The organism is Shewanella sp. Isolate8, assembly GCF_022398495.1.
In the GTDB taxonomy this organism is placed as follows: Bacteria; Pseudomonadota; Gammaproteobacteria; order Enterobacterales; family Shewanellaceae; genus Shewanella; species Shewanella aquimarina.
Map to the genome: position 1 here is coordinate 1,952,766 of NZ_JAKEVI010000001.1, position 25,222 is coordinate 1,977,987.

Sequence of the window (25,222 nt, forward strand, 5' to 3'; positions counted from 1 at the left end):
AGATCATTTATCCTGCCAAATCAAAATCTTAGCCTGCTCCCCGCCCTTACGGGTCGCGCGGTACATGCCTTCGGTGTTAAATGGGGTGGCGATATTGCCGCGCTGGTCGATGGCGATCACCCCGCCGGTGCCGCCCGCGGTAATAAGTCGCTGATTGATCACCTCATCTGCCGCCTGCAGAATCGATTTCTGCTGATACTTCACCTTGGCGCAGATATCCCCCGCCACATGGTAGCGAATAAAGTACTCACCATGGCCTGTGGCCGACACGGCGCACACCTGGTTTTCTGCATAGGTGCCCGCGCCGATCACCGGCGAATCACCGATGCGCCCGAAGCGTTTAACCGTCATGCCACCGGTTGAGGTACCGGCGGCCAGGTTGCCCTGCTTATCCAGGGCCACGGCGCCCACGGTGCCAAATTTATAATCCAGATCCAGGTAGTCTACCGATGCCTGGTAATCTGGCTTGCCACCCGACTCACTCTCGGCCTGTTTCAGCTTGGCCTTGGCATCGATGAGCTGCTGGTAGCGGCTGTCGGTATCAAAATAGCTCACAGGTACCAGGCTAAAGTCCTGGCTTAGGGCAAACTCTTCGGCGCCTTGGCCCGACAGCATCACATGAGGCGACTTGTCCATCACGGCGCGCGCCAGATTGATGGGATTCTTGATATGTTTAACGCCGGCTACCGCGCCGGCATTGAGGGTGCGACCATCCATGATGGAGGCGTCCATCTCATGTAAGCCATCATAGGTATAGACGGCGCCTTTACCGGCATTAAAAAGCGGGCTGTCTTCGAGAATATTGATGGCCGTCGTCACCGCCGTCAGGCTATCGCCCCCCTTTTCCAGCACCTTGTAACCGGCATCCACCGCCTGCTTGAGTTTGTCACGGTAGGCTTGCTGCTGCGCCTCGGTCAGTTTGGCCTTAGAGATGGTGCCAGCACCGCCATGGATGGCGATAGAAAACGGCTGGTTCTCGGCCGCAGCAGAGGTGCTCATCAACAGACCCAGCAGGCCAGCTATCAGGGTGGGGGTAATAGTGCTTCTCACGGTAGGCTTCCTCATTATTGTTTGCCTTCTTTGTACCGATTTTCATCATTAATTACAATCACCATCTTGCTTGGCCTCCATAATCTGCGACAATAAACAGCAACAAACTTTTCAACTAGATAGAGCCTTTTTCTTGCGGATCTTTGCGACCTTATCCCGGCTATCGACACTCGCCCTACTCTGCCTGTGCATGGGGATATCGTCTGTCTGGGCGAACGACTGGTTAACGGTCGAGATCGACGGCGCCGACAAGGCGCTTAAACGCAACATCACGGCTCACCTTGGCGCCCTGCCAAGCTCAGAGGTGCAACGCCGAGCCTTTATCTTCAACGCCGATGAAAACATCGAGGCCGCGCTGCACTCCCTCGGCTACTACAAGGGGAAGATAGACCAGCAACTGGAGAGCCCAGAAACCGGCCCCTGGACCCTGCGCCTATCGGTCACGCCAGGTGCGCCGACGGTGATCCGGTGGATCGACATTCAACTGACAGGCGAGATCCTCGATGACAAGGCGGTCAACGACTGGCTCGAGCAGATCAGCCTAAAGCCTGGCGATGTGCTCAATCATGGTGAATATGAGGCGATCAAGTCTCAGCTGCTCACCTATGCGTTGGCCAGGGGCTATTTCGAAGGCAAGTACCTCACCAACCAGATAGTGGTCAACCGGGATCTCGACAGCGCACAGATCAGCCTGCATTACGACTCAGGCCCGCGCTATCGCATCGGCGAGGTGAGCTTCAACGGCCACGACTTGGTGCCTGGTTTTCTCGACAAGTTGATCCCTTTTGAGCCAGATTCCCACTACAGCACGGGTAAATTAGGTGCACTCAACCGGGAGCTGGTCGATACTGGCTACTTCACCAACATCAAGGTGCTGCCTCAGCTCGATAAGATGCAGGACGACAGGGTTCCCATTCGGGTAGAGGTCACCCCAAGGCCCAGTCACTCTATCGAGCTGGGTTTGGGCGCCGACGTCGGTAACTCCATCGACAATAATATCGAGCCCAGAGTCAGGGTCACCTGGCGAACACCGCAGATCAATCGTTACGGCCACTCCCAGGAGAGCAGCGTAGAATGGTCGCCGGACAGGCCCAAATTTCTAACCACCTACACCATCCCCATGAGCCATCCGCTGGACGATCAGCTCAAGATACGTGTCGGCCTGCTCAGGGACAAGTATGGGGTTACCCAAGTCTATGACGCCGATAAACGCGACTTTCGCAACACTGGCGAGCTGGAATCGGTCAAGAAACTCGTCGGGGTCGTCAGGCAGAAGCGGTTAAAGAATCAATGGCTGTTTACCTATTCGTTAGATGCCATCAACGAAGAATATGCGCAGTCGGATATCGATTATGATCCCGACGTTTTACTGCTGGGCACCAGCCTGTCGAAAACCACTCGTGGCGACAAGAGTCTGGATCCTAAGTCGGGCTTCTTTCAATATTACAGCCTGGAACATGCCGACCCGACACTGGGCTCAGATCTGCGCCTGACTCGGCTACAGGCCAAGTTTAAGTGGATAGACACCTTCTTCGACAAACACAGGTTTGTCTCCCGGCTGGATCTGGGCGCCAACCTGGTCAAAGACGACGAACTGCCCTTGGTACCGCCGTCGCTGCGTTATTTCGCCGGGGGCGATCAAAGCATCCGCGGCTATAGCTATCACGAACTCGGCCCCCATATCGACTATACCAATAACGAGGGTCAGCTGGCCCGCGTGGTGGTCGGTGGCCGCTATCTGCTGGTCGGCAGCCTGGAATATCAATACTATCTTACCCCGACATGGCGAGTCGCCAGCTTTATCGATGCCGGTAGCGCCTTCGACAGTCAGCAGTTCGAGCCCATCGTCTCGGTTGGCGGCGGCATCCACTGGATCTCCCCCATAGGGCCGATCAAGCTGGATCTCGGCGTCGGTCTGAAAGAGACAGACACAGTGGATCGCAGCTGGCGCATCCATATCACCATGGGGGCAGAGCTATGATAGAAACGCCCGATGATTTAACCCCGTCTCAAGAGCAGGCCCTGGGGCTTAAAGGCGAAACGCCCTCAAATGGAAAGGCGCAAAGGCCAAGATCTTTGCCGTACCGTCTGGCCTGTTGGCTGCGTAACCTAGTTCGCGTGCTGCTCTACCTGCCGCTGGCTCTGCTTATCCTGCTAGCCATACTGATAGGTACCCCCTTTGGCAGTCATGTGGCGGTGAATCTCGCCGATCTCTTAGTGCCAGACTTAAACCTGAGCTATGGCGGCGGCACACTCAATGGTCAGCTAAAGCTGCAACATGCCAAGTGGCAGATGCCGGGCATTGAGGTCGAAACAGAGGGGCTTAGCCTCAAATGGCGTCCCCTGTGTCTGCTGCAGCGTCAGCTCTGTGTCGATTCCCTTGGCGCCGACGCGGTGCGGGTAGAGATAGATACCGACAAGCTGGCATCGACACCAGAAATAAAACCGCCCGTTGAGCAAATCGAGGACGATGGCCCGCTCACCCTGCCTTTGGGCATCATCCTCAACCAGAGCGCCCTACAGCAAATCAGCGTGCGGGTGAATCAGATGCAGTTTAATGCCGAGCAACTCGCGGCCAAGGCCAGCTGGCTCGAGACCGGCCTGCGGGTCAATCGGCTCGACAGCAAAGGGCTGATGGTGTCTATCCCCCTAGGACAAGACGAGGGCTCGGCTCAGGCTAACTCTCAGCCTAACTCTCAGACTAACAATGAGACAAACACTCAGACTCAAGTGCCTACGCCAGCGCCAGCCCAGGCACAGACGCAGGCAACAGCAAGCCGACAAGATGAGACAGACTGGCCCCTAAGCCAACTGCCTGAGGTCGAGATCCCCATGCCTATCTTTGTCGACGGCGCGCAGCTGGTCGACAGCCAGCTCAGGCTCGGCGAGCGTGTCGATAAGTTTGCCGCCATCGACCTTTCCGGCAGCTACCTTGGCTATAAGATCACCGTCGATAGCCTGGCCCTTGACCATGACTATGGTAAGGCGCGGCTCGACGGTGAGATCAGCCTGACGCAAGATTATCCCATGGCGATTCACCTTCAGGCCGATCTCAACGCCAACAGTGTCAGCGAGTTGCCCGAGCTTAAGCGTCAACGCCTTGACGCCGAGATAAAAGGTGGTTTCGCAGACCTTGCCGTCAAGCTTAAGGGCGAGGGGCATCTGGTGCTTGACTTAGATGCCAAGGCCAACCTGAGCACAGCTGCGCTGCCCTACGAGTTACACCTGTTAAGCCCGAACCTGATGTGGCCACTGGCGCAGGCCCAATATGAGGCCAAGGCATTAACCCTTGAATCGAGCGGTAGCCTAAAGGCTCAACGGCTCAAGCTTAACGGCGAGCTAAGGACCCCCTACCATCCCTGGCTAACCCTGGATACCGAGTTGTCACACCAGGATCAGCAGCTTGAGGTCGCCACACTCAGGGTCGACAGCGAGATGGGCAAGCTGGATCTCAGCGGCGCGCTCGGTTACGGCCAGAACATTAGCTGGCAGCTCGCGGCCAGCACTCAGGGCTTAGATCTTGCCCAGCTTAACGTCACGGCCGAGCAGCCCCTGCCCGCAACTCTGATCAATGGCAGCCTGCACAGCAAGGGGGAATTTAGTGATAAGGCCTGGTCGATAGGCATCAGCCAGGCAGATCTTGAGGGGCATGTGGACCAATATCCACTTAAGGTTCAGGGGGATATCGCCCTGAATGACAAGTTCCAACTTAACGCAGAGCATCTGCAGATCGACGCCCTCGAGTCCCAGTTGACCCTCTCCGGGCGGGTGGATGATGTCTGGGCGCTGGATGGTCAACTGAGCGTGCCAGCCCTGAGCCTGTGGGATCCCAACGCCAGCGGCGCCATCAAGGCGGTGATCAATGTATCCGGCGACGATGAGCACCCCGAAGTCGCCATCAGTGCCGATACCATAGAGCTCAAGTACGCCGATATCACTGTCGATAAGGCCAAGCTTATCGCCTTCTACCGTCCCCAGGACGCGCACCAGTTTGCATTGTCGCTGAAATCCTCGGACATCAAGGGGCAAGGCATGGCGCTGAGTAACCTCACCCTAGGCGTCAAGGGAGATATCACCAGGCAGAAACTGGGGTTACAGACCTATGGCGATCTGCAGCTCAACACCTCGATCGCCTCAACCTATGATGACAAGGCGCAGCGATTCGATGCCAAGATAAAGCGTATCAGCCTCAATTCACGCCTGGGCCCCATGGCGCTGGACGAACCTATCGACCTCTATTGGGACAACCAACAGGCTAAGGGGCGGCTCTCCCCCTTCTGTTGGCGCCATGACGCCGCGAGCCTGTGTCTGACCGATCCCGCCGAGTTCGGTGACAAGGGCGATACCCGCCTGCAATTGGTAGGCGATCTCGGCGCCCTGCTGGCCCCCGTGCTGCCGGAAAACCTAAAATGGCAAGGCCCGACCCAGCTCGATGGCGAGTTTCGATGGGCCAAGGGTGCCAAGCCAACCGGCATGCTGACACTGGCCATGGCGCCGGGGCAGTTCGATCTCACCACCACCAAGCGACAGATCCAGGCACAGTATCGCTACCTCAACCTCAAGGCCCGCCTGGATGAGCAGCAACTCGGCATCGACGCGCAGCTCGAATCCAAGCGCTTTGCCAAGATAGACAGTCAGCTCACTATAAGTACCGATCCCGAGCACAGGCTAAGCGGTAAGATAGATCTGAAGGATATCGATCTCCATGCCCTGTCCGACTTTACACCGCAGCTCGAGGTCCTCAGCGGCCAGGTATCCAGCGCCATCATACTGGGCGGCACGCTAAATCAGCCGGACCTCAGCGGCACGGTCGACCTCGTCGATGGCCAAATGGCGGCGGCCGCCAACCCGACGCTATTGGATAACATCAGCCTCAAGCTCACCCTGCAGGGACAGACGGGACGGGTCGCGGGTCAGTGGACCATGGGCGATGGCAAGGCCGGCATTGAAGGCAATATCGACTGGACAGAGGGGCTCAATGGCAAACTCAACTTCAGCGGCGACAAGCTGGCCATCATTCAGCCACCACTGGCGATACTGGACGTGTCACCGGATATTGACATCAGCTTCAGCAATAAACACCTGGATATTCGCGGCAAGCTGGACGTCCCCTCGGGCCATATCACCATAGCTCAGCTCCCCGAGGGCGGCGTGGCCGAGTCCAGCGATGTGGTCTTCAACGACAGCCTCGCCAGTCAGGTCCAGGTTAAAGACCCCATAGCGGTCACCAGCCAGATAGCTATCCAGGTCGGCGACAAGCTCATCGTCGATGGCATGGGCCTGAGGGGCCTGCTCGTCGGTACTCTGGAGCTGCGCCAAGCCGCCTTCAAGCCGCCGCTGCTCTACGGCGATATCAAGGTGGTGAACGGCAATTACAAATTTATGGGGCAAACCCTATCGATCAAGGCCGGTGAGGTGCAGTTTGTCGGTCCTATGGCGGTGCCTAACCTGAATATCGAGGCGATACGAGAGATTAAAGATGAAGATGTAGTCGCCGGGGTACGCATTACCGGTACGCCGCAGAAACCCATAGTGACTCTCTTCTCTACCCCGTCCAAGGAGCAGGCCGAGATCCTCTCCTACATCATCAAGGGAACCGGATTTAACAGTAACGATTCGGATCAAAACAGCGCCCTGATGATGGGCGCCGCGCTGACCCTGGGCAACCAGCTGGGCAAGAACGCCTTCGGTAACCTGGGCAGCTCGGCCTCCAACATCATAGAGAAGCTAGGGATCTCTAACGTGCAGTTTGACGCCAATGATGACGGTAAGGTCGCCATCAGCGGCTTTATCGGGGATGACCTGATGGTCAAGTATGGTGTGGGGGTGTTCAACCCCGGCTATGAGATGACGGTGCGTTACTACCTGATGTCTCAGCTTTATCTTGAGAGTGTCTCGGGGACCATCTCCAAGACCCTGGACATCTACTACAGTTTCGACATCGACTAGCGTCCTAACCTGCGCTAACCAGCAAGCCAGGACAGACACTAATAAAAAAGCCGCTCTCTATGAGCGGCCTTTCTTTATTTCGACAGGGTCTTTATTTTAGACAGAGCTTTTAGCCCTGGTTAGCCTCGGCCGACTGCATCAGGTTCGCCTTATAACGCTGCCACACCTTACCGCTGTTGATGCCGTAGCTGCGCATCAATACCGGCACGTCGTTGTGGTTGTGATCTTTGGCTAATGCTTCGAGCGCCTGGTAGAAGTCCAGCGCAAGCTCGCGCGCCTTCTCGATGGCAAAATACTCTTCACCCACGCGGCTATAGAGGCCCTTGAAGCCGTTAAGGATCAACACATAAAGCGGGTTGCCAGAATGGTAAGCCAGGGTGTGATGCAGATGGTAATCGAATTCGATAAAGGCCTTGGCATCATCCTTTAGGGTCGCCAGCGGCGCTAATGCCTCTAATACCTTGTCCGGGTTGTAACGCACCGCGCCCTTAAAGTAGATGGCGCTGATGTTGGTACGGGCCGACAGCAGTTGCTCCAGCAGCACAGGTTCACCGGCAGGATTAAGCTCGGCGATAGTCTCAAGCACGTTAAGTCCAGAGGTTTCCCAGATATCATTAACCTTAGTCGGCTTACCGTGTTGAATGGTCAACCAGCCATCGCGGGCGAGGCGTTGCAGCACTTCGCGCAGTGTCGTACGTGTCACGCCGATCAGTTCAGACAATTCGCGTTCGGCAGGCAGAATGGAACCGGGTGGAAACTTTCCCTCCCAAATCGAACGAACAATATACTTTTCGGCAAAGCTCGCAGGACCCTTCGCTTCAATAATATCTTTGTCTTTAGGCGTTACAGGTACTTGGGGGACAGTTGTCATCAGGCCACTATTCCAATTTATTCAAAGTTATCTTGGGCACTGATCATACCAGAGCGGTAAAAAATGGAAACCTAATCCGTAACATTACTGGATAAGATCAAGGACTCAGATCGCAATAATGAGCAAAATAGAGACCACATCAACAAGCTTGTGATATAGATTGCAGTTAATGTCTGTTTTTAGGCAATCTGAGCTAAAAAGGTATTAAATTCTACATATCATTAGGATACACTGAATTGAACAGCGGACTGTTCGTTAACTTTCTGTCAAAAAAAAATTATATAGATGAGAGGATGCCATGCCTGTGACCATGAGTCAGGCGTTTATTGACAATTTCTTAGGAAATTCTCCTAAGTGGTTCAAAATCGCAATTTTATCATTCTTAGTGATCAACCCGATCGTCTTCTACCTCAATCCATTTGTTGCCGGATGGTTACTGGTAGTCGAGTTCATCTTCACGCTGGCCATGGCGCTGAAATGTTATCCCTTACAACCCGGTGGTCTGCTTGCCATAGAGGCGGTATTCATCGGCATGACCTCCCCCACACAGGTACTGCACGAGATCGAAGCCAACCTCGAAGTGCTGCTGCTGTTGATCTTCATGGTCGCCGGCATCTACTTCATGAAGCAATTGCTGCTGTTCGTGTTCACCAAGATGATCACCAAAATCCGCTCTAAGGTAGTGGTTTCCTTGATGTTCTGTGTGGCATCGGCCTTCCTGTCGGCCTTCCTCGATGCGCTCACGGTAATCGCCGTGATCATCGCCGTGGCAGTAGGTTTCTATTCTATCTACCACAAGGTGGCTTCGGGCAAGAGTTTTACCGACGATCACGACCATACCTCAGATAGTCATGGCGAAGGACATCCCCTGTGTGAAGATGAGCTGGAGGCATTTCGTGGCTTCCTGCGTAACCTGCTGATGCACGCCGGTGTCGGTACTGCATTAGGTGGCGTCTGCACCATGGTGGGCGAGCCGCAAAACCTGATCATCGCCGCCCAGGCCAACTGGCAGTTTGCCGAGTTTGCCCTGCGCATGGGCCCGGTCACAGTGCCTGTGTTCGTAGCCGGTATCGCGACCTGCTTCCTGGTAGAGAAATTCAAGTGGTTTGGCTACGGTCAGCAACTGCCCGAGGCGGTACATAAGATTTTGTCTGACTATGCCTCTTATGAAGATGCACACCGCACCAACCACGACAAGATCAAGTTGGTTATCCAGGCTTTAGTCGGTGTTTGGCTGATCGTGGGTCTAGCCTTCCACCTGGCCTCTGTGGGTCTTATCGGTCTGTCGGTGATCATCTTCACCACCGCCTTTAACGGCGTCACCAACGAGCATGCCCTGGGTAAGGCGTTTGAAGAGGCGCTACCCTTCACCGCACTGCTGGCGGTCTTCTTCGCCATCGTGGGGGTTATCATCGACCAACAGCTGTTTGCGCCTGTGATCCAGTGGGCACTGAGCTACGAAGGCAACACCCAGCTGGTGATCTTCTATATCGCCAACGGCCTGCTCTCTATGGTGAGCGATAACGTGTTCGTGGGTACCGTCTATATTAACGAGGTGAAGGCCGCGCTACTGGATGGACAGATCACCCGCGATCAGTTCGACCTGCTGGCGGTTGCCATCAACACGGGGACTAACCTGCCATCTGTGGCGACGCCTAACGGTCAGGCTGCGTTTCTGTTCCTGCTGACCTCGGCCATCGCTCCGCTGATCAGGCTCTCTTATGGACGCATGGTGTGGATGGCGCTGCCCTACACTATCGTATTGTCGATCGTGGGTATTGTGGCCATCGAGACAGGCTTCCTCAGCGACATGACCCAATACTTCTACGATTCGCACATGCTGATCCACCACTCAGTGGCGGAAGCGGCCAAGGGCACAGTTACCGGGCACTAATTTGTTGATTGACTGAACTTATCTAGTTTCGTAAAGTCTTAAAAACGCCTCTAGCAGTTAGAGGCGTTTTTTTATAGGAGAATATCGTTGAGTGCCCTGACCCGATTCGCACAGTCTCGTTTAGCCTGGACCATACTGCTACTCACTGCCCTAGGCTTGGAAGCTTGTGCCCTCTTCTTTCAACACGTGATGAAACTCGACCCCTGCGTCATGTGCATCTATCAGCGCTTAGCGGTACTCGGCGTACTCACCGCCGGCCTCATCGGCGTGGTTGGCCATCAATTCCGTCTGCTGCGTTTCCTCGGCGTACTCCTCTGGGGCGTTAGCGCGGCCTGGGGCCTCAAGCTGGCGCTGGAGCTGGTCGAGATGCAAACCAACCCATCGCCTTTCTCCACCTGCTCCTTCCTGCCGGAATTTCCAGAATGGATGCCGCTACACGAATGGTTCCCGTCAGTCTTCCTGCCCACCGGCATGTGCACCGACATTCCCTGGGAGATGTTTGGCATCACTATGTCACAGTGGATGGTGGTGGCCTTCAGCACCTACCTGATTGCCCTGGTGGTGTTTATCATTCCGGCGTTAATGCCGACTAAGAAAGCCTAATTGCGTTTAGGTTATCGCTTATAAGAAACGCCCTTAATGGGCGTTTTTTTGTGGCTAGCTATCGCCTAGCCACGAAAGTCGCTTATTCACCCATCTACCTTGAATCCTATTGATTAGATATTCGAAAATCACTCCTTCAATCTAGTTAATAGCCTGCGGCTCGCTTATGTGCAGATACATCTGCTACACGCCGTAAATCCATCCTTGGAGGCTCGACGATGGCATCCCTGCCATCGACGTCCGCAGATGCATCTACACTGGGTATCTAACGTCTCTTCGATTTGGCGGAATTGGTAATGAAAAGAAGATAAGTCAGGGATTCGAGGTACAACTTTCTGCTTAAGAATGAGGAGCTACGATGTGTGAAAACTAAGATAAATAGGCTAAACGCCACTGTCACTTGTTATATTTTATATTATGAAGTCTTCCTTCTTTACGACTTCAATAAACTGATCAAGCATGGCTCTAACTTTTTGTCCTGACTCACTCACACCTTTAACCTGTTCGTAATACTTTGCTTCACTCTCTTTTCCTTGGCTTTTCCAGTGGAAAGGAGGCAAGTACATTTCCCCTGTTGTATCTTCTTGTGCCCCAAGATGCCCCATACATTGAACATTGAAATCTTGAATTTGATCTATCAAAGCTGTTTTCGCAGTTTCCACGCTTTGGTTATATACCTTATAAGGAGCGTCGTTGAACTTTTCACATTCTTGCAAATCGTGTGAGAAATCCCGTCTTAACCCCGCGTAACCAGCTTGCTCTAACCAATGATGAGTATTTTCATAGGGTAATAACACTAGCAATTCATCGATTATTTTTTTGTCATGAGGTTGCTGACTTTTAAGTACTTCCAGCGCCTTACCATCATTGTATTTAGTCTGCACATAGTTAATATATTGAAACCCAATGTTATGAAGACCGCCAAGAAACATTAACGCTACTCCAGCTACATAAGCAGGCACATCCGGAACATCAATTGGTATATCAATATCAAATAGTTTAAGTAGTACAACCTTTATAATTAAATGCTCAATTAACGGTGCAGCTACGATAGCAGCACCAGTATAAAGAAACATTTTTGTTACTTTGTTTGAAAAAGGCGCTAATAACCACCGTTTGATAAAAGGTAGAATTAGTTCACTCCAAATTTTTTTCATGCTCAAATCTCAGATTAAAATATAACGCCCGCATTTGCGGCTGGTTTGGTGCGCAGCGAAAAACCAGTCCGACAACATGCGCTTGTTATACGAATCCCCACTTAAAGGTATCCAACATTGGCAACAGATGGTCTCCCTTTTGTTCAAATCGCTACTGTATCACCCTCGGAGGGAAGAGACCGAAACGGCCGTGCTGAGGATTTTTAGTGAATACCGTCAACCCAAGCTGATCTTTAAAAGATTCTGGTGGGTGCTCATTTTCTACAATTATAACTTGGCTGTCGGAATGCTCTTCAATCAGGTACTTATAAAATTTCTGTTTTAGACTTGTTCCCTGGAGAGTATCGTCTTCGCCCTCGGGCTTATAATACGCCAATAATGGTGAATCAAGCACTACAAAACCTGGATGTGGTAGCGAGTGCTCTTTACAATATTCGAGTAAGCCTAAAGTAGCTGCAGCGTGCGTTATCGCTCTAAGCCCTTTCCCCCTATTGCCGCGGAGCTTTCCGTTAATAACAAAGTCCATTGTGGCTTCATCAAAATGTACACTGCCTTTATCAGGAAAATCCCAAGCCTCAAGTATTCGCTCTACTGTTTTTGAAAAGTCATGTAGAACCTGAGTCGATAGTTTAGTAGCAACCTTTTGAGCGTCAGACCCCCCTTCCTCTACATCACCGAATAATTTGTCTTTTTGCGCTAGAAGCTTATCTAATCGTGTAAAGACGGAGAGATGTGAAATAACTCTACTGCGTGTATCAACAAACTCAGAGTAGGTAGTTTGTGTGTCTGATAGTTCAGGCGCTATGGAGTTCTTAATGTCAATCTCAACTCCGTCAAATCGGTTATCGATCTCAATTAGGTCTTTAGATAGCCGTACGGATTCCTCATGCAACGCAGTAACTGTAGAATTTAGATCACTTGCCAATTTCTTGATCTTTTCCATTTCTGCTGCTGCCGCAATGACAACTGATTCAACGTCGCCATCACATTTTTCGGTATTGTGTTGAGTTTCAGGTGGAGCACCACAAAGCGAGCAAGGTGCTCGATCTTGGTGCACAAAAAGGGAACCTGATTCTTCAATGGCCATCAGACGATGTAAATCTGTTTCATATTGTGTCTTTAGTAAGTTGAAGCGCACTAACATATCAGCTATGTCATCTTTTCGATCCCTGATTGCCTCACGATCTCTCACAATTTCTCGTCTTTGAATCGTCAGCTCATTCAGCTCAGACTGAATCAGTTGCAGCTTTTCTTTATTTGAGGCAATGGATTTTTCTAGCTTTTCGAGTTGGTCCTCCAACTCCTCACGCCCGACCCCAAACTCGGTAATCTCGTCCTCTACATCAGCAATCCATTGTTCAAGAAGCTCTGCTTTTGCCTGATCGTTAGATTCCGATTGTTTCTGACTATCCAATGGCACTATCGAACTATCATCCGAGCCTGTAAGCATGAGTTTTAAGGTGGATTTTTCGGCGGTTTTAGAAATATATTGACCAGTTAAGAAAGGGGAGTCCTGACGAATTATTTCCTGCTCATTAACAATTATGAGCCTAGCCAAATCGCGAAAACTGAGAGACCTGCAATCTCCATTCGCATTCTTTCGCACACATTTGTTCAGTAAATCTATAACGCCAAGGAGCCAGCCGGAAATATTATCTTCCTTGCCTGCTGCGTGTTTCATCTTAATCGTGCCGCTTCCATTGACATCAGTCGCAGCTTCAACATTCCCCTCGAATATTCGGTAGTTACCGCCCTGAGTACTGCGCTCAAACGTCCATACCCCTTTTTCCGATGATTCAACAGCAATCCGGGCTTTGTCGTAGCCATCCAGTTCAGGAATTTCTCGCAGCTCCTTTCCTCCAAGAAGGAAGTCAATAGCCTCAACAAGGAAGGACTTTCCTGTATCGGATGCGCCACATACAACGCTTAAGCTTTGATCGAATTCTATGAAAGCGGGGGCAACCCTAGTCCCCAAAAAGCATATGCTTCTTATTTTAATTGTCTCATTCATCTGATTAACTTCCACCTAATCCTCGTGACGGATGAAATTGAGTAGTCCATTTGTTAAAGAAGCCACTAATCAGATTGTGAAGATCGATAGTGTCCATATTCCCGAAAGTATCCCCAACCCAATTAGCTCTATCTATCAAAGAACGCATATATGGAGTAGTCAACGAGTCGACGAATGGCTTGGCATAATCACTTGCCTGATAAACAATCCCTTCCGCGCCTGCAATTCTAGTGACAAGCCCACGGCTCATCATTAATAAAATTCCTGATTCAATAATTTTACGCCTAACAAGAAGTTCTCCTTCTCTCATAGGAAGTGGAGGATGAAGGCTTTCGGGACCGTCAAGATCGCCAGAATGAACAACTAGATAGTCAAAGTCTACCAGACGCTGCAAATCCATTGCAGCCGGGAAATTGGCGGCAAGGATGACTAGTGAGCGAATACCTGTCTCAAGAGCGCTGTTAAATACTGTGACATTTGGTCTGCACTCTTCACTCATCTTTCTCACTCCAATTCAACCGGTTGTCATTCACAAGTTGATGGCACATTCCTTGTTTATCCTTCGGACGGGTGACACTAGAAAGTGGGCTCGCATCAACGATAACATTAGCGGCCTGACTCATTGTTGCATTTAAACGATCCATGTCACAGGCATGCGAGGCTTCACACGTATCCACCACTCCATCGAAGATATCATTTTGAAGAGCCTCGAAGACACCTAACGGGACAGTGTCACGAGAAAAACTTCGCAATGACTCTGCATGATAAAAGCGCTCACGCTGCCTGAGAAAGTTGTTCCTTATCCTGTCATCTTTGTCCAGCAGGGAAAGGTCTGGTGATTGCTGGTTATCGCTAATGGACTGCGCATATACACTTAGTAACTGTCTTATGTAGCGCTGATCCATTGATACAGTATTTTCTGGCGGTATTTCAGGATCGGGACGGGTACCAAGTCCTCCACCAAACCTTACTGCATGAAAAGGCGTGAGTGCATGTTGTTCAATCATTTGAACGAGCGACACGGAATCGAATATCGTAAAATCAAAACTCTCAAAATGACTAAGAAGATCACCTTCAAGCTTTATCTTGGCTGTAGATGTAATGCCATCCTCGCAATACTTCTCCCAGTTTTCTTTTAGCTGTTCTTTTAATCTAGGTGCATTGACGAGAAGTTTACCTAGTTTCGTTCCGATTTGTTTTGGGGCAACAAAGTAGTACTTTCGTGGCGGTGTGTATGAACCACATTTCGTAAAATAAATAATCTTACTGAACTCGACCCAAACATCGGAAGGAGTTAAAGGTTTATCGTAAAACTTACACTGGTAGTTATCCCAGCCATCATTAAACTGGTTAGAATTAATAAAACCTACAACGTCTAGCCCTTGGTCGCCTGCACCCGCAAAGCGCTTTACACAATGATACGAACTTTCAAGAGATGAAGCCCACTCCTCAGTAAACTCCTCCCACTCGTCTGCGCTAAATAGCTGCACACGCTGCGTTTTAGGAATAGGAATGCCTGCGCTCACATGCTCTGAGCTATACAACCCTTTTCTAGGATTGGGTGAGATTTTTTTGAAATCATCTTCGTTCATTTTCATTCCGTAGCACGCCGGCCAAAATTCTGACTTAGTCATCCTTAAATTAAGTTTCGAATCGCAATGGTTATTAGTTATGTTCGCTCAGAATAAAAACGCGAACATGCTACGCATCGTATAACAACTTATTAGTGAGACCTTGCAAGGTACGCTACCTTGTAAGGTAGGAGTCCAAGCATGTAAATAAATGAGAACAGAGTTACTTTTTAAGGGATTTGATTGGCGCATATTGGGTCGCTTTATCATTCCCTAAATGGCGTGGTCGATGATTGATTCGATTTGGCCTAGCTCTGTCCTTGATTGGTGATACTTTAATCTGTTTTGTTGCTGAGATTCAACATCTCATTTCACACTTTCGTGAAATTTTTCTTTAGGAATAATAGCTTGTATCAATGAGTAACAGACAAAGCCAAATCGAAGAAACGTTAAATATCGAGTGTAGATGCATCTGCGGACGTCGATGGCAGGGATGCCATCGTCGAGCCTCCAAGGATGACCCCCTTTAAAACAAAGAGTCGGCGTGTAGCAGATGTATCTGCACATGAGCCTGTCGCAGGCAATTGATCCACCATGAAGTGATGATTCTAGGTGCCCTTCCAAATACAAAACGTCGCTAGACGCTCCAGCCCAAACATCAACTAGAAATCAGAAAGGCTAAATCGAAGAGATGATAGATACGGGTGTAAGCACGCTTTTGGCTCTCGGCGGCATGGACGCCGCCGTGAAGCCTCCAAGGACGACTCTCTTTGACAAAAAGTCGGCGTGCCAAAAGAGTGCTTGCACATACGTCGTTCCTTCACATCCATGTGATCACGATATTGGTACTTCCGTGTACAGCACCCGCCGGCAGGCGTTAGATAACCATGAAGTTATGGTGTTAGATACTTTAGCAAACAATCAAGCCCAACAGGCACCGTAGCAGAGCTATCTCACAAGCGTATCTGCACGAAGAGCCTGCCGCAGGCAATAAGTAACATTGATGGCTAACGCTACAGCAAAGTGATTGCAGTCAAAGAAGACTAAAAACACTTTTCACTAGTTGAGTGAAGTACTAGTCGCAATCTTTGAGCGGCCACAACACGATATGATCCTCAAGGTACCTGACCTTGTTCTCATTCACTATCTTGTCGCGGGTCGACATCCCAAGTTCATGCATCTTGGTCTTGTTGCCGGTTAACAGCGGATGCCAACTGGGAAGGTCCCGGCCCTGATACAGGCGGCGGTAGGCGCAGCTGTCTGGCAGCCAGGTGAGCTCGGCGATGTTATCTACCGTCACCTTAGTGCAGCTGGGGACGAAGGTAAAACGCTGCTCATAGTGCATGCAATTACACGCCTTTGCATCGAGCAGCTTACAGGCGGCGTTGGTGTAGTAGAGCTCATCGGTTTCATCGTCGATGATCTTATTGAGGCAACACTTACCACAGCCATCGCACAGCGACTCCCATTCCTGGGGACTCAACTCTGCAAGGGTTTTCTCTTTCCAAAACGACATCTTTACAATTCTTTCAAGGGCCGACCTCTGCCGCTTTCAACGGGCTGAGTCCGGCTTAATGTGGGAGGCCGAGCGGCGCTTTGCCTGCTCGGCATCTGAAATGGTCTATTTTATCTCAGGATATTTAATTCTTTCTGACAGGTAGGTCACGGCCAGGGTAAGGTGTTCTGACCCTTGGGTCTTTCTGAGCACCCGGTAATTGTCATACACCAGGTAGCTGCGACCATTCTTGCCATCTGGCATGATGAGCGACACCTGCATATCCTTGCGTGAGGGCAGATCTGAACCATTAAAGCGTCTGACGCCCAGCGCCTGCCACTGATCGAAGCCCTTATGCACCGCTAGCCCCACGAGATCTTGGGGTAAGGCCTTGGGCGCACTAACCTGACGTCCCCAGGTGCCATCATAATCCCAGCCCAGCTGCTTAAGATAATTTGCCGTGGTGGCAAAGGCATCATCCAGGCTGTGCCAGATGTCGACCCTACCGTCGCCGTTACCATCCTGACCATACTTAGCCAGTTGCTTGGGGGTGAAGTGGGGGTAGCCCATCAGGCCGGTTGAATCACTCTTGAGGTTGTCAAACTTGAGCTGGTCGCGCTCCATCAGCTTGAGCGCCGAAATAAACGCCGCGTCGTATCCATCGCCGCCATAAGCTTGTGCAACGTTAACGGCCTGTTCACCATGGTAGGCGTTAGAGGCGATCACCGTCAGCGCAGGATAGTCGCTGGCATCGAAGGCAGAGGTTATCCCCCAGTAGGCCAGCACAAACCTTGGCTGAACGCCGTACTCCTTGCCGAGTCGGTCGAAAAGCGCCTTGTTATCGCGATACAGGCTTCTGGCCTGTTCGACTAAGGCTTCGCTCACCCGGTTCGGCAAATATTTGTCTAAATTCTCAGGGCCGCTGTTGGCGGGTTCATTGACAACGGCCTTCTTGAACAGCTTTATCTGATCGAAAACCGCATCTATGGTGCCCTGGGCGATCCCCTGCTCGACTGCTTGCTGCTTTAACTCAGAAAGATACTGATCGTAACTGAGCGCGGACTCCTGAGCTTGTAAAGGGCTGGCTAAAAGCAGGCCTTTTGCTAGTAGAGCACTTAGCAAAACATTCTTTAAAAACATGCACTTTCCTATCGGTGACAAGGGTCTGTTTATCTTTCAGGTTTAATTTTTGTTCAGTCTAAACGCGTTTTGCTCGCGGCGTAAGCAAGTAAAGCATAGTCAGCTATGTAAATTGCGCACAACAATGAGCAGGACGCGTTTAGAAGAACCCTCCGGGCAGCTTTTGAAGACAATTTCTACTGCGTTATCGCCCGTTTGTGTAGAATAACTACACCACACGAGCTCTGCCTTGTATAAATCTCCTTCAAAATGCTGCAAAAACAAACAGGAAAGGTCAACAGACCCTAATCTCTGCTATAACCTATCTCTTTCTTGTACTCTTCGAGTAGGTTAACCGGAGGTGGTGGTAATTGAAGATAATACCCCTTCTCGGCAAGTTCAACTTTTACTTTTTCGATATCGGCAAGGGCTAACTGTTCACGTTTGTTTAGCGGCAGCAACATCACCAGTTCGGGCGTACCAAACATCTTCATCAGCGGGTCGGGCACACGCTCGAAATCGTTACGTTTCTCCACAAAAAGATAACTATCGGGTTTTAAGCGACTCTTATATACAGCACAGATCATATAGGGCGAAATTTCCAGTTTATTCAACTTGCCAGCAAATTCCGCACACTATAACATGGAGCGCAAGGATTATAATAATATCTAACCGGCCCAGGCCGGTTAATTTTATCAAGAGCAAGTTTAGGAATGCAGAAACCTAGCCTCGAATTAAAAGGCTCTTCATTTACGCTTTCAGTGCTGCATATTAATGATGCAGATCTCGACGGGGTCGCCCGCGAACTCGACGATAAACTGGCCATCGCGCCGCAGTTTTTTCTTGGTGCGCCCCTGGTGGTCAACCTCAGCGCCATTTCAGATCCCGACTATAACCTCGCCGGCCTCAAAGATCTCTTGATCTCAAGGCAACTGGTGATAGTGGGGATCACGGGCGCGCCGAGTGCCATCGCCACTCAGGCCAAGGCCTTGGGGCTTGCGCTGATCAAGTCTGGCAAACAGAGTCAGAACCAGCCCCAACTGCCCAAGACCACCAAGATAGTGAAGCAAAATATTCGCTCTGGTCAGCAGATTTACGCAAAAAATGGCGATCTCATCATCATTGGCGCCGTGGGTAACGGTGCAGAAGTGATTGCAGATGGCAGCATACACATATACGGTAGTCTTAGAGGCAAGGCCATGGCGGGTGCCAATGGCGATAAGAATGCCGTGATCATCGCCCAGAATATCGATGCCGAGCTGGTCTCCATCGCTGGGCAATATTGGTTAACCGAGAATCTACAGGCACATGCCTCGATCAAGAGCGGTTGTATCAGGCTAGACGGCGACAGCCTTACCGTCGAAGCACTATCGCTATAGAAATTGAAAAGGACAGAAACAAACATGGCACAAATTATTGTTGTCACCTCAGGTAAGGGTGGAGTGGGCAAGACCACTTCGAGTGCGGCCATTGCCACCGGCCTGGCATTGAAAGGCCATAAGACAGTCGTGGTCGATTTCGATATCGGGCTACGTAACCTGGATCTCATCATGGGGTGCGAGCGCCGCGTGGTGTACGATTTCGTCAACGTGATCAATGGCGAAGCCAACCTGAATCAGGCGCTAATCAAAGATAAGCGCACCAGCAACCTGTTTGTACTGCCCGCCTCACAGACACGAGACAAAGACGCCCTGACCAAAGAAGGGGTTGGCCGTGTACTGGAAGAGCTTAAGCAGGACTTTGACTACATCATCTGTGACTCACCCGCAGGTATCGAGACGGGTGCCATGATGGCCCTCTATTTTGCCGACACCGCCATTGTGACCACCAACCCAGAGGTTAGCTCGGTGCGCGACTCAGACCGTATCCTGGGCATGTTGCAGAGCAAGTCTAAGCGCGCCGAAGAGGGACTAGAGCCGGTCAAGGAGCTGCTGCTACTGACCCGTTACTCCCCTACCCGCGTGGCCACCGGCGAGATGCTCAGCGTGGCGGATGTGGAGGAGATCCTGGCCATTCCGCTACTTGGGGTGATCCCCGAGTCGCAAGCCGTACTCAAGGCCTCTAACTCGGGCATACCCGTGATCATCGACCAAGAGAGCGATGCCGGTAAGGCCTACAGCGACGCCGTGGCACGACTAACGGGTGAAGAAGTAGAGATGCGTTTCGTCACCGAAGAGAAAAAAGGATTCTTGAAAAGGATATTTGGTAGCTAATTATGTCTTTACTCGATTACTTCAGAGCGAAAAAAGAGCCAACGACCGCCGTCACCGCCAAGGAAAGATTGCAGATCATCGTCGCCCATCAGCGCGGCGAGCGTGACGCGCCAGACTACTTCCCGGCGATGAAACAGGAGATCATCGAGGTGATCCGCAAGTATGTGCAGATAGACAGCGACCAGGTGTCGGTGCAGCTGGATCAGAACGACGACAACCTGTCGGTACTGGAACTGAACGTGACCCTGCCGGAAAAGTCTTAGGCGACTGGCAGGTCTTACTCAGTAGCCTGAATATGCATACAGAAAAGCCCTCAATTGAGGGCTTTTTCATTGGCGCCGTTTGGCATTTAGCATCTTGGATAATCCTACCTTAGCAGCTAATCTCAGCCAAGGCGTCCTTACTCAGCTCACCGCGCCAGCCCTGCAACACCAAGGGCGTCTCGCCCTGGCCATCGTTCCAGCGCCACTGCAGGTATTCATGGATATGACGCTTAGAGCCCAGCAGCTCCATCGGCACCTGATGGGTTTCCGCCACCTGGGTTAGCGCCTGTTTGATCGCCTTAAAGGCCGACTTGTAGCCGGGTTTCAGGGCGATCACATCGATAGCCTCGGGCAGGTTTTCCAGATCTGCCTTGGCCATCTCGGCGATGATCGCCTTGGCATGCATGCGTTTCTCCTGCTCGGTTAGCTCTGTCATCCTGAAGATCTCGCCGGTAGATTTGGGCTGCTTCTTGGCCAGCGCCAGCAGGGCGTGATCTTTAATCACGAAGCCCAGGGCTAAGTCTCTGTCCAGCGCCTTTTGCAGGCGCCACTTGGCGAGCACCTTCAGATAGGCCAGCTGCTTAGGGCTGAGCTGAAAGGCGTTCTTCACCCTAAGGTAGGCGCTGTCGCCATCCGGGCTCTCTAAACGCCCCTGGGTCATACGCTCACCCTCTTCCAGCAGCCAGGGCATTCTGCCACTCTGTTCGAGCTTTTCTAACAGCTGGGGATAAAGCCGATAGAGGTAATCCACATCGTTGGCGGCATATTGCAGCTGGGCATCGCTGAGCGGGCGCTTCATCCAGTCGGTACGCGACTCGCCCTTATCCAGCTGGACGCCCAGGCAATGCTCCACCAGCTTGGCATAGCCCATACCGTGGCCCCAACCACAGAGCGCGGCGGCGATCTGACTGTCGAACAACACCTTAGGCTGACAGCGACCGTAGCGAGCCAATACCTCGAGATCTTCGCTGCAGGAGTGCAGTACAGTGATCATGTCGTCACGTTCCAGCAGCGCCCAAAATGCAGAGAGGTCGCTTACCGCCACAGGATCGATCAAGGCGAGGGTCTGTCCGTCATAGACCTGGATCAACCCCAGCTTGGCGTAATAGGTGCGGGTGCGAACAAATTCGGTATCTAACATCAGGACCTTCGCCTGACGATACTTGTCCACCAGCGCTCTCAGGCTGGCGTCATCCTCTACATATTGAAAGGTCAAATCTCATCTCCAAATACTGTGGCTCGGTGAACGCAAAAGCCGGCATTATGCCGGCTTTGAGTCACCTAAAACAGGTGGTTCCCTATGCAACTAGGCCGATTTGGCTTCGTCGCGCAGCTCGCGGCGTAAGATCTTGCCCACGTTGCTCTTAGGTAGCTCATCCCTGAATTCTACCAGCTTAGGAATTTTATATCCCGTCAAATGATGACGACAGTGCTTGATCACCTGCTCTTCGGTCAAAGATTTATCTTTCGGTACCACAAACACCTTCACCAGCTCACCGCTCACCTCGTGGGGAACGCCAACGGCGGCCACTTCCAGCACCTTAGGATGCAGGGCCACCACCTCTTCCACCTCGTTGGGGAAGACGTTAAAGCCAGAGACCAAGATCATATCTTTCTTACGATCGACGATATAGAAGAAACCCTGCTCGTCCATGTAACCGATATCACCCGTAGCCAGGTAACCATCGTTATCGATCACCTTGGCCGTCTCTTCCGGGCGCTGCCAGTAGCCCTTCATCACCTGAGGCCCCTTGGCGTAGAGCTCGCCCGTCTCACCCTGAGGCAGCACATTGCCCTCTTCGTCACGCACCTGCATGTCGGTATTGGCGACCGGGAAGCCGATAGAGCCGTTGTAGCCCTCTAGGTTATATGGACAACAGGTCAGCAGCGGCGACGCCTCGGTCAGGCCATAACCTTCCAGCAGGCGGGTCTTAGTGATCCCCTGCCACTTATCGGCCACAGCGCGTTGCACCGCCATACCGCCACCGATAGAGAGCTTAAGGTTAGCGAAATCCAGGGTCTTAAATTCTTCTGAGCTGACCAGGGCGTTAAATAGGGTGTTCACCCCGGTAAGGGCGGTAAAGGGATGCTTCTTCAGCTCAGACACGAAGGCCGGAATGTCCCTCGGGTTAGTGATCAGCAAATTGTTAGCCCCCTTATGGAGGAACAGCAAACAGTTCACCGTCAGCGCGAAGATATGGTAGAGCGGCAGCGCCGTGACCACAAATTCCTTACCATCGGCCAGCAGCGGCGAATAGGCGGCATCGGCCTGCAACAGGTTGCTGACGATATTGCCATGGGTCAGCATGGCGCCCTTAGACACACCGGTCGTACCGCCGGTGTATTGCAAGAAGGCGATATCATCACCCTTGATGGTCGGCTTCACATACTGCAGGCGACGTCCCTTAGAGAGCGACTGACGCATGGAGATAGCATGGGGCAGATGATATTTAGGCACCATCTTCTTGATGTACTTCACCACAAAGTTCACCAGGGTGCGCTTAGGCGCGCTGAGCAAGTCACCAAGACCTGTGAGGATAACGCTCTTCACCGGCGTCTGATCCACCACCTGCTCTAGGGTATTGGCGAAGTTAGACACCACGACGATCGCCTTGGCGCCCGAGTCGTTGAGCTGATGCTTGAGCTCTCTTGGGGTATAGAGCGGATTCACGTTGACCACCACCATGCCGGCACGCAAGATACCAAACAGGGCGATAGGATATTGCAGCAGGTTAGGCATCATGATCGCGACGCGATCGCCCTTCTCCAGCTTGAGTTCATTTTGCAGATAAGCGGCAAAGGCACGGCTGCGCTCTTCGAGTTTACGATAGGTCAGCGTCGCGCCCATGTTGACGAAGGCGGGCTGATCGGCGTACTTGGCCACCGAGCTTTCAAACAGGTCGATGAGCGAGCTGTATTGCTGCGCATCGATGATAGATGGCACATCATGGGGTAAATTTTTCGTCCAAAGCTGTTCCACGAGTCTCTCCTAAATCCCCAGGCAGAGTTAGGGTGAATGAAATCATTCACCTAAGGTTTCAAATATAGAAACTAAACACTGACTTATAAATATTGTAGGTAACACCCAAAAAAATCATACGGGCGTTTTAATTTTGAACATCATCACACAATTAGAGTAAAAATCCTAGTGTAATTTTACCATCTCTTCCCGAGGGGCTGTCACGCTAAAAATGCCTTAATTGCCGCGGCCACCTCAAGGTGATTGCCCATATGGAGATGATGGTCACCCTCGAGCCTTACCTGAGTGAGATCTTGATACCAGGCGGCGACCGAATCGGCCAAACTATCGCCAGTCCTATGTTCAGTACTATTGCCAGACCCTGCGCGGGTTGCCGACACATTCCCCATCAAGGGATAACCAGTTGTGGCGTGGATCGCCAGCACCTTGCCGGCGTGGCCCTGCATCAGGCCACTGACATGATCAAAGTTGAGCCGCATGGGCGAATCTAACTTGAGCCTGGGGTCACTGCGCCAATAACAGTGACCCTCCATTTGCTGCAAGTTGCGCTCGAGGATCAATCGGCACCAGGGCATATCCAGCCCGGTCAGTTTGTGCCTCGCCCTGACGGCAGCATCTAGCACCACAGGTTTGGGCGCCATCTGACTCGTCGCCGCGCGCTGATGGGCGTCGAAGCTGCGCCTGAGCCTCAGTTTGCTCTTATCCGGCGACTCAAACAGGGGCGCGAGCGCCTCGATTAAGATCCAGCGCTCGGCCTTCTCGGCAAAGGCGGCGCTGTAGGCCGAGGCCACTATGCCACCAAGCGAGTGGCCTATCACCCCATGTAGCGGCTGATGACGCACTATGGCATCGATCAGCAGCTCGAGATCATAGAGGTAATCTATCCAGTGCAGCGGATAACCGCCGGGCCTGTGCTGTGACGCACCGTGGCCCGGCCAATCGATTGCCAACAGCCGATAGTCATCAAGGTGCTGGGCGAGCGGCGCGAAGCTATTGGCGTTATCCAACCAGCCATGGAGCGCCAGTAGCAGCGGCTTATCCGCCTCGCCCCATAGACGGCCACCGAGGCGAATATGGGGCAGCGTGATAGTGACCTCGTCACTCCCCTGGCTTGGGGTACACAGCGGCGCTAATGGATCATTCATGCTTTAGGTTTTTTAATGAATTTCAGCGTCATACGATCGCTCTCACCGATAGCAAGGTACTTGGCCTTGTCCTGCTCCCCAAGACGCAGGCTCGGCGGCAGGGTCCAGACGCCCTTAGGATGATCTTTGCTGTCCTTTGGATTGGCATTGACTTCACTGCTAGCTACCAGGGTAAAACCCGCCTTCTCGGCCAGGGCGATCATCTCATCCTGCACCATGTAGCCAGTGCTCAGATCCATGCCAGGGTTGGCCCTGTGTTCGACCACTCCAAAGGTACCGCCAGGCTTAAGCACCTCATAGACGGATGCGAATACCTCCTCAAGCGCACCGGCCTTGGCCCAGTTATGCAGGTTTCTAAAGGTCAGCACGGCATCGGCGCTGTTGGGTGCGCCGAGACTGACGAGTCTTGGCGGATCGAATGCTATGCTAGAGGCTTGTCCCAGCTTGTCGGCATGGCTCTGCAGCCAACTATCTAGCGCCTTGCCCAAGCGAATACGATAGCCTGGCACCTCAAGGCCCTCAGGCGGGTTGGCATCGAAGTTGGCGGCGATATAGTGCCCCTCCTTGGCCAGATAGGGCGCTAGGATCTCGGCGTACCAGCCGCCGCCGGGCCACAACTCCACCAAGGTATCGCTCGGCTTAATCTCGAAAAAACTGAGAGTCTCGCCTGGATGACGATACTGGTCTCGCTCAACATTTGCCGCTTTGCGCAATGGATTGCTTAACGCATCTGTGACCTGTTGATTGACCACAGTCGGCTCGCTGGCCTGGGCATAGTTTGGGCTGACTAGGCTAGGCGTCGCCACGCCTATGGCTAATGCCAGTGAGGCCGCTAAAGTTAAGGATTTCATCGATTCTCTCCCTGAAATAAGGCTATTGGAAAGGCCTAAGCTAGCAGGCT

20 protein-coding genes are annotated in these 25,222 nt (G+C 52.0%); 7 read left to right on the forward strand and 13 right to left on the reverse strand.

The features are described 5' to 3' along the window. Positions 1-3: 3 nt before the first annotated feature. Complete coding sequence (locus L1D43_RS08565) at positions 4-999, reverse strand: isoaspartyl peptidase/L-asparaginase (RefSeq protein WP_239851106.1); 996 nt, start codon at positions 997-999, stop codon at positions 4-6. A gap of 241 nt (positions 1,000-1,240) precedes the next feature. Between L1D43_RS08565 and L1D43_RS08570 the strand changes: the two genes are divergently transcribed. Further along, positions 1,241-3,031 (forward strand): autotransporter assembly complex family protein, encoded by a 1,791-nt coding sequence (locus tag L1D43_RS08570; protein WP_239851107.1) that lies wholly within the window; start codon positions 1,241-1,243, stop codon positions 3,029-3,031. Further along, complete coding sequence (locus L1D43_RS08575; RefSeq protein WP_239850768.1) at positions 3,028-6,999, forward strand: translocation/assembly module TamB domain-containing protein; 3,972 nt, start codon at positions 3,028-3,030, stop codon at positions 6,997-6,999. The genes L1D43_RS08570 and L1D43_RS08575 overlap by 4 nt, the downstream gene beginning before the upstream one ends. A gap of 109 nt (positions 7,000-7,108) precedes the next feature. Here L1D43_RS08575 and fadR read toward each other — a convergent pair whose 3' ends face one another. Then, positions 7,109-7,870, reverse strand: a complete 762-nt coding sequence (gene fadR / locus L1D43_RS08580; protein ID WP_052813810.1) for a fatty acid metabolism transcriptional regulator FadR — start codon at positions 7,868-7,870, stop codon at positions 7,109-7,111. A 298-nt stretch (positions 7,871-8,168) separates the two neighbouring features. On the opposite strand from fadR, the gene nhaB reads away from it, so the two are divergent. Together nhaB and dsbB are read left to right on the forward strand one after the other, a co-directional pair. Further along, positions 8,169-9,764, forward strand: a complete 1,596-nt coding sequence (gene nhaB, locus L1D43_RS08585; protein ID WP_239850771.1) for a sodium/proton antiporter NhaB — start codon at positions 8,169-8,171, stop codon at positions 9,762-9,764. A gap of 87 nt (positions 9,765-9,851) precedes the next feature. Next, complete coding sequence (gene dsbB, locus L1D43_RS08590; RefSeq protein ID WP_239850772.1) at positions 9,852-10,367, forward strand: disulfide bond formation protein DsbB; 516 nt, start codon at positions 9,852-9,854, stop codon at positions 10,365-10,367. Between the two features lie 410 nt (positions 10,368-10,777). On the opposite strand, the gene L1D43_RS08595 is transcribed toward dsbB, so the two are convergent. The 7 genes from L1D43_RS08595 to L1D43_RS08630 form a co-directional block, all read right to left on the reverse strand. Further along, entirely contained in the window at positions 10,778-11,524 is a 747-nt protein-coding gene (locus tag L1D43_RS08595; protein WP_239850774.1) for a hypothetical protein, read from the reverse strand. 151 nt (positions 11,525-11,675) lie between these two features. Next, positions 11,676-13,535, reverse strand: coding sequence for an AAA family ATPase (locus L1D43_RS08600; protein ID WP_239850776.1), 1,860 nt, complete (start codon positions 13,533-13,535; stop codon positions 11,676-11,678). Positions 13,536-13,539: 4 nt separating this feature from the next. Further along, entirely contained in the window at positions 13,540-14,034 is a 495-nt protein-coding gene (locus L1D43_RS08605) for an ABC-three component system middle component 2 (RefSeq protein ID WP_239850777.1), read from the reverse strand. Beyond that, a complete protein-coding gene (locus L1D43_RS08610; protein ID WP_239850778.1) occupies positions 14,027-15,127 on the reverse strand; it encodes an ABC-three component system protein in 1,101 nt (366 codons plus the stop codon). The genes L1D43_RS08605 and L1D43_RS08610 overlap by 8 nt, the downstream gene beginning before the upstream one ends. A 1,054-nt stretch (positions 15,128-16,181) precedes the next feature. Further along, entirely contained in the window at positions 16,182-16,622 is a 441-nt protein-coding gene (locus L1D43_RS08615; protein WP_239850779.1) for a YcgN family cysteine cluster protein, read from the reverse strand. 105 nt (positions 16,623-16,727) lie between these two features. Continuing rightward, positions 16,728-17,741, reverse strand: coding sequence for a lytic murein transglycosylase (locus L1D43_RS08620; protein WP_239850780.1), 1,014 nt, complete (start codon positions 17,739-17,741; stop codon positions 16,728-16,730). A 284-nt stretch (positions 17,742-18,025) separates the two neighbouring features. Beyond that, positions 18,026-18,307, reverse strand: a complete 282-nt coding sequence (locus L1D43_RS08630; RefSeq protein ID WP_239851108.1) for a YcgL domain-containing protein — start codon at positions 18,305-18,307, stop codon at positions 18,026-18,028. A gap of 126 nt (positions 18,308-18,433) precedes the next feature. Here L1D43_RS08630 and minC point away from each other — a divergent pair, with 126 nt between their 5' ends. Genes minC through minE form a run of 3 tightly spaced genes read left to right on the forward strand, consistent with a single transcriptional unit; the run spans position 18,434 to position 20,196 of the window. Beyond that, positions 18,434-19,099, forward strand: coding sequence for a septum site-determining protein MinC (gene minC / locus L1D43_RS08635; RefSeq protein WP_239850781.1), 666 nt, complete (start codon positions 18,434-18,436; stop codon positions 19,097-19,099). 24 nt (positions 19,100-19,123) lie between these two features. Beyond that, a complete protein-coding gene (gene minD / locus L1D43_RS08640; RefSeq protein WP_041511058.1) occupies positions 19,124-19,933 on the forward strand; it encodes a septum site-determining protein MinD in 810 nt (269 codons plus the stop codon). Between the two features lie 2 nt (positions 19,934-19,935). Then, positions 19,936-20,196 (forward strand): cell division topological specificity factor MinE, encoded by a 261-nt coding sequence (gene minE / locus L1D43_RS08645; RefSeq protein WP_239850782.1) that lies wholly within the window; start codon positions 19,936-19,938, stop codon positions 20,194-20,196. Positions 20,197-20,305: 109 nt separating this feature from the next. On the opposite strand, the gene rnd is transcribed toward minE, so the two are convergent. From rnd to L1D43_RS08665, 4 genes are all read right to left on the reverse strand, one after another. Next, positions 20,306-21,412: a ribonuclease D gene (gene rnd, locus L1D43_RS08650; RefSeq protein ID WP_239850783.1), complete on the reverse strand. Its 1,107-nt coding sequence runs from the start codon at positions 21,410-21,412 to the stop codon at positions 20,306-20,308. A gap of 90 nt (positions 21,413-21,502) precedes the next feature. After that, on the reverse strand, positions 21,503-23,176 hold the full coding sequence (gene fadD, locus L1D43_RS08655) for a long-chain-fatty-acid--CoA ligase FadD (RefSeq protein WP_239850784.1): 1,674 nt from the start codon (positions 23,174-23,176) through the stop codon (positions 21,503-21,505). Positions 23,177-23,376: 200 nt separating this feature from the next. After that, positions 23,377-24,321 (reverse strand): alpha/beta fold hydrolase, encoded by a 945-nt coding sequence (locus tag L1D43_RS08660; RefSeq protein ID WP_239850786.1) that lies wholly within the window; start codon positions 24,319-24,321, stop codon positions 23,377-23,379. Beyond that, complete coding sequence (locus L1D43_RS08665) at positions 24,318-25,172, reverse strand: methyltransferase (protein ID WP_239850788.1); 855 nt, start codon at positions 25,170-25,172, stop codon at positions 24,318-24,320. Before L1D43_RS08665 ends, L1D43_RS08660 begins: the two co-directional genes overlap by 4 nt. Positions 25,173-25,222: the final 50 nt, after the last annotated feature.

Coding starts and splice junctions, on each gene's coding strand:
- L1D43_RS08565 (WP_239851106.1), bottom strand. CDS start 999: ATGAGCACCTCTGCTGCGGCCGAGAACCAGCCGTTTTCTATCGCCATC.
- L1D43_RS08570 (WP_239851107.1), top strand. CDS start 1,241: ATGGGGATATCGTCTGTCTGGGCGAACGACTGGTTAACGGTCGAGATC.
- L1D43_RS08575 (WP_239850768.1), top strand. CDS start 3,028: ATGATAGAAACGCCCGATGATTTAACCCCGTCTCAAGAGCAGGCCCTG.
- fadR (WP_052813810.1), bottom strand. CDS start 7,870: ATGACAACTGTCCCCCAAGTACCTGTAACGCCTAAAGACAAAGATATT.
- nhaB (WP_239850771.1), top strand. CDS start 8,169: ATGCCTGTGACCATGAGTCAGGCGTTTATTGACAATTTCTTAGGAAAT.
- L1D43_RS08595 (WP_239850774.1), bottom strand. CDS start 11,524: ATGAAAAAAATTTGGAGTGAACTAATTCTACCTTTTATCAAACGGTGG.
- L1D43_RS08600 (WP_239850776.1), bottom strand. CDS start 13,535: ATGAATGAGACAATTAAAATAAGAAGCATATGCTTTTTGGGGACTAGG.
- L1D43_RS08605 (WP_239850777.1), bottom strand. CDS start 14,034: ATGAGTGAAGAGTGCAGACCAAATGTCACAGTATTTAACAGCGCTCTT.
- L1D43_RS08610 (WP_239850778.1), bottom strand. CDS start 15,127: ATGAACGAAGATGATTTCAAAAAAATCTCACCCAATCCTAGAAAAGGG.
- L1D43_RS08615 (WP_239850779.1), bottom strand. CDS start 16,622: ATGTCGTTTTGGAAAGAGAAAACCCTTGCAGAGTTGAGTCCCCAGGAA.
- L1D43_RS08620 (WP_239850780.1), bottom strand. CDS start 17,741: ATGTTTTTAAAGAATGTTTTGCTAAGTGCTCTACTAGCAAAAGGCCTG.
- L1D43_RS08630 (WP_239851108.1), bottom strand. CDS start 18,307: ATGATCTGTGCTGTATATAAGAGTCGCTTAAAACCCGATAGTTATCTT.
- minC (WP_239850781.1), top strand. CDS start 18,434: ATGCAGAAACCTAGCCTCGAATTAAAAGGCTCTTCATTTACGCTTTCA.
- minD (WP_041511058.1), top strand. CDS start 19,124: ATGGCACAAATTATTGTTGTCACCTCAGGTAAGGGTGGAGTGGGCAAG.
- minE (WP_239850782.1), top strand. CDS start 19,936: ATGTCTTTACTCGATTACTTCAGAGCGAAAAAAGAGCCAACGACCGCC.
- L1D43_RS08660 (WP_239850786.1), bottom strand. CDS start 24,321: ATGAATGATCCATTAGCGCCGCTGTGTACCCCAAGCCAGGGGAGTGAC.
- L1D43_RS08665 (WP_239850788.1), bottom strand. CDS start 25,172: ATGAAATCCTTAACTTTAGCGGCCTCACTGGCATTAGCCATAGGCGTG.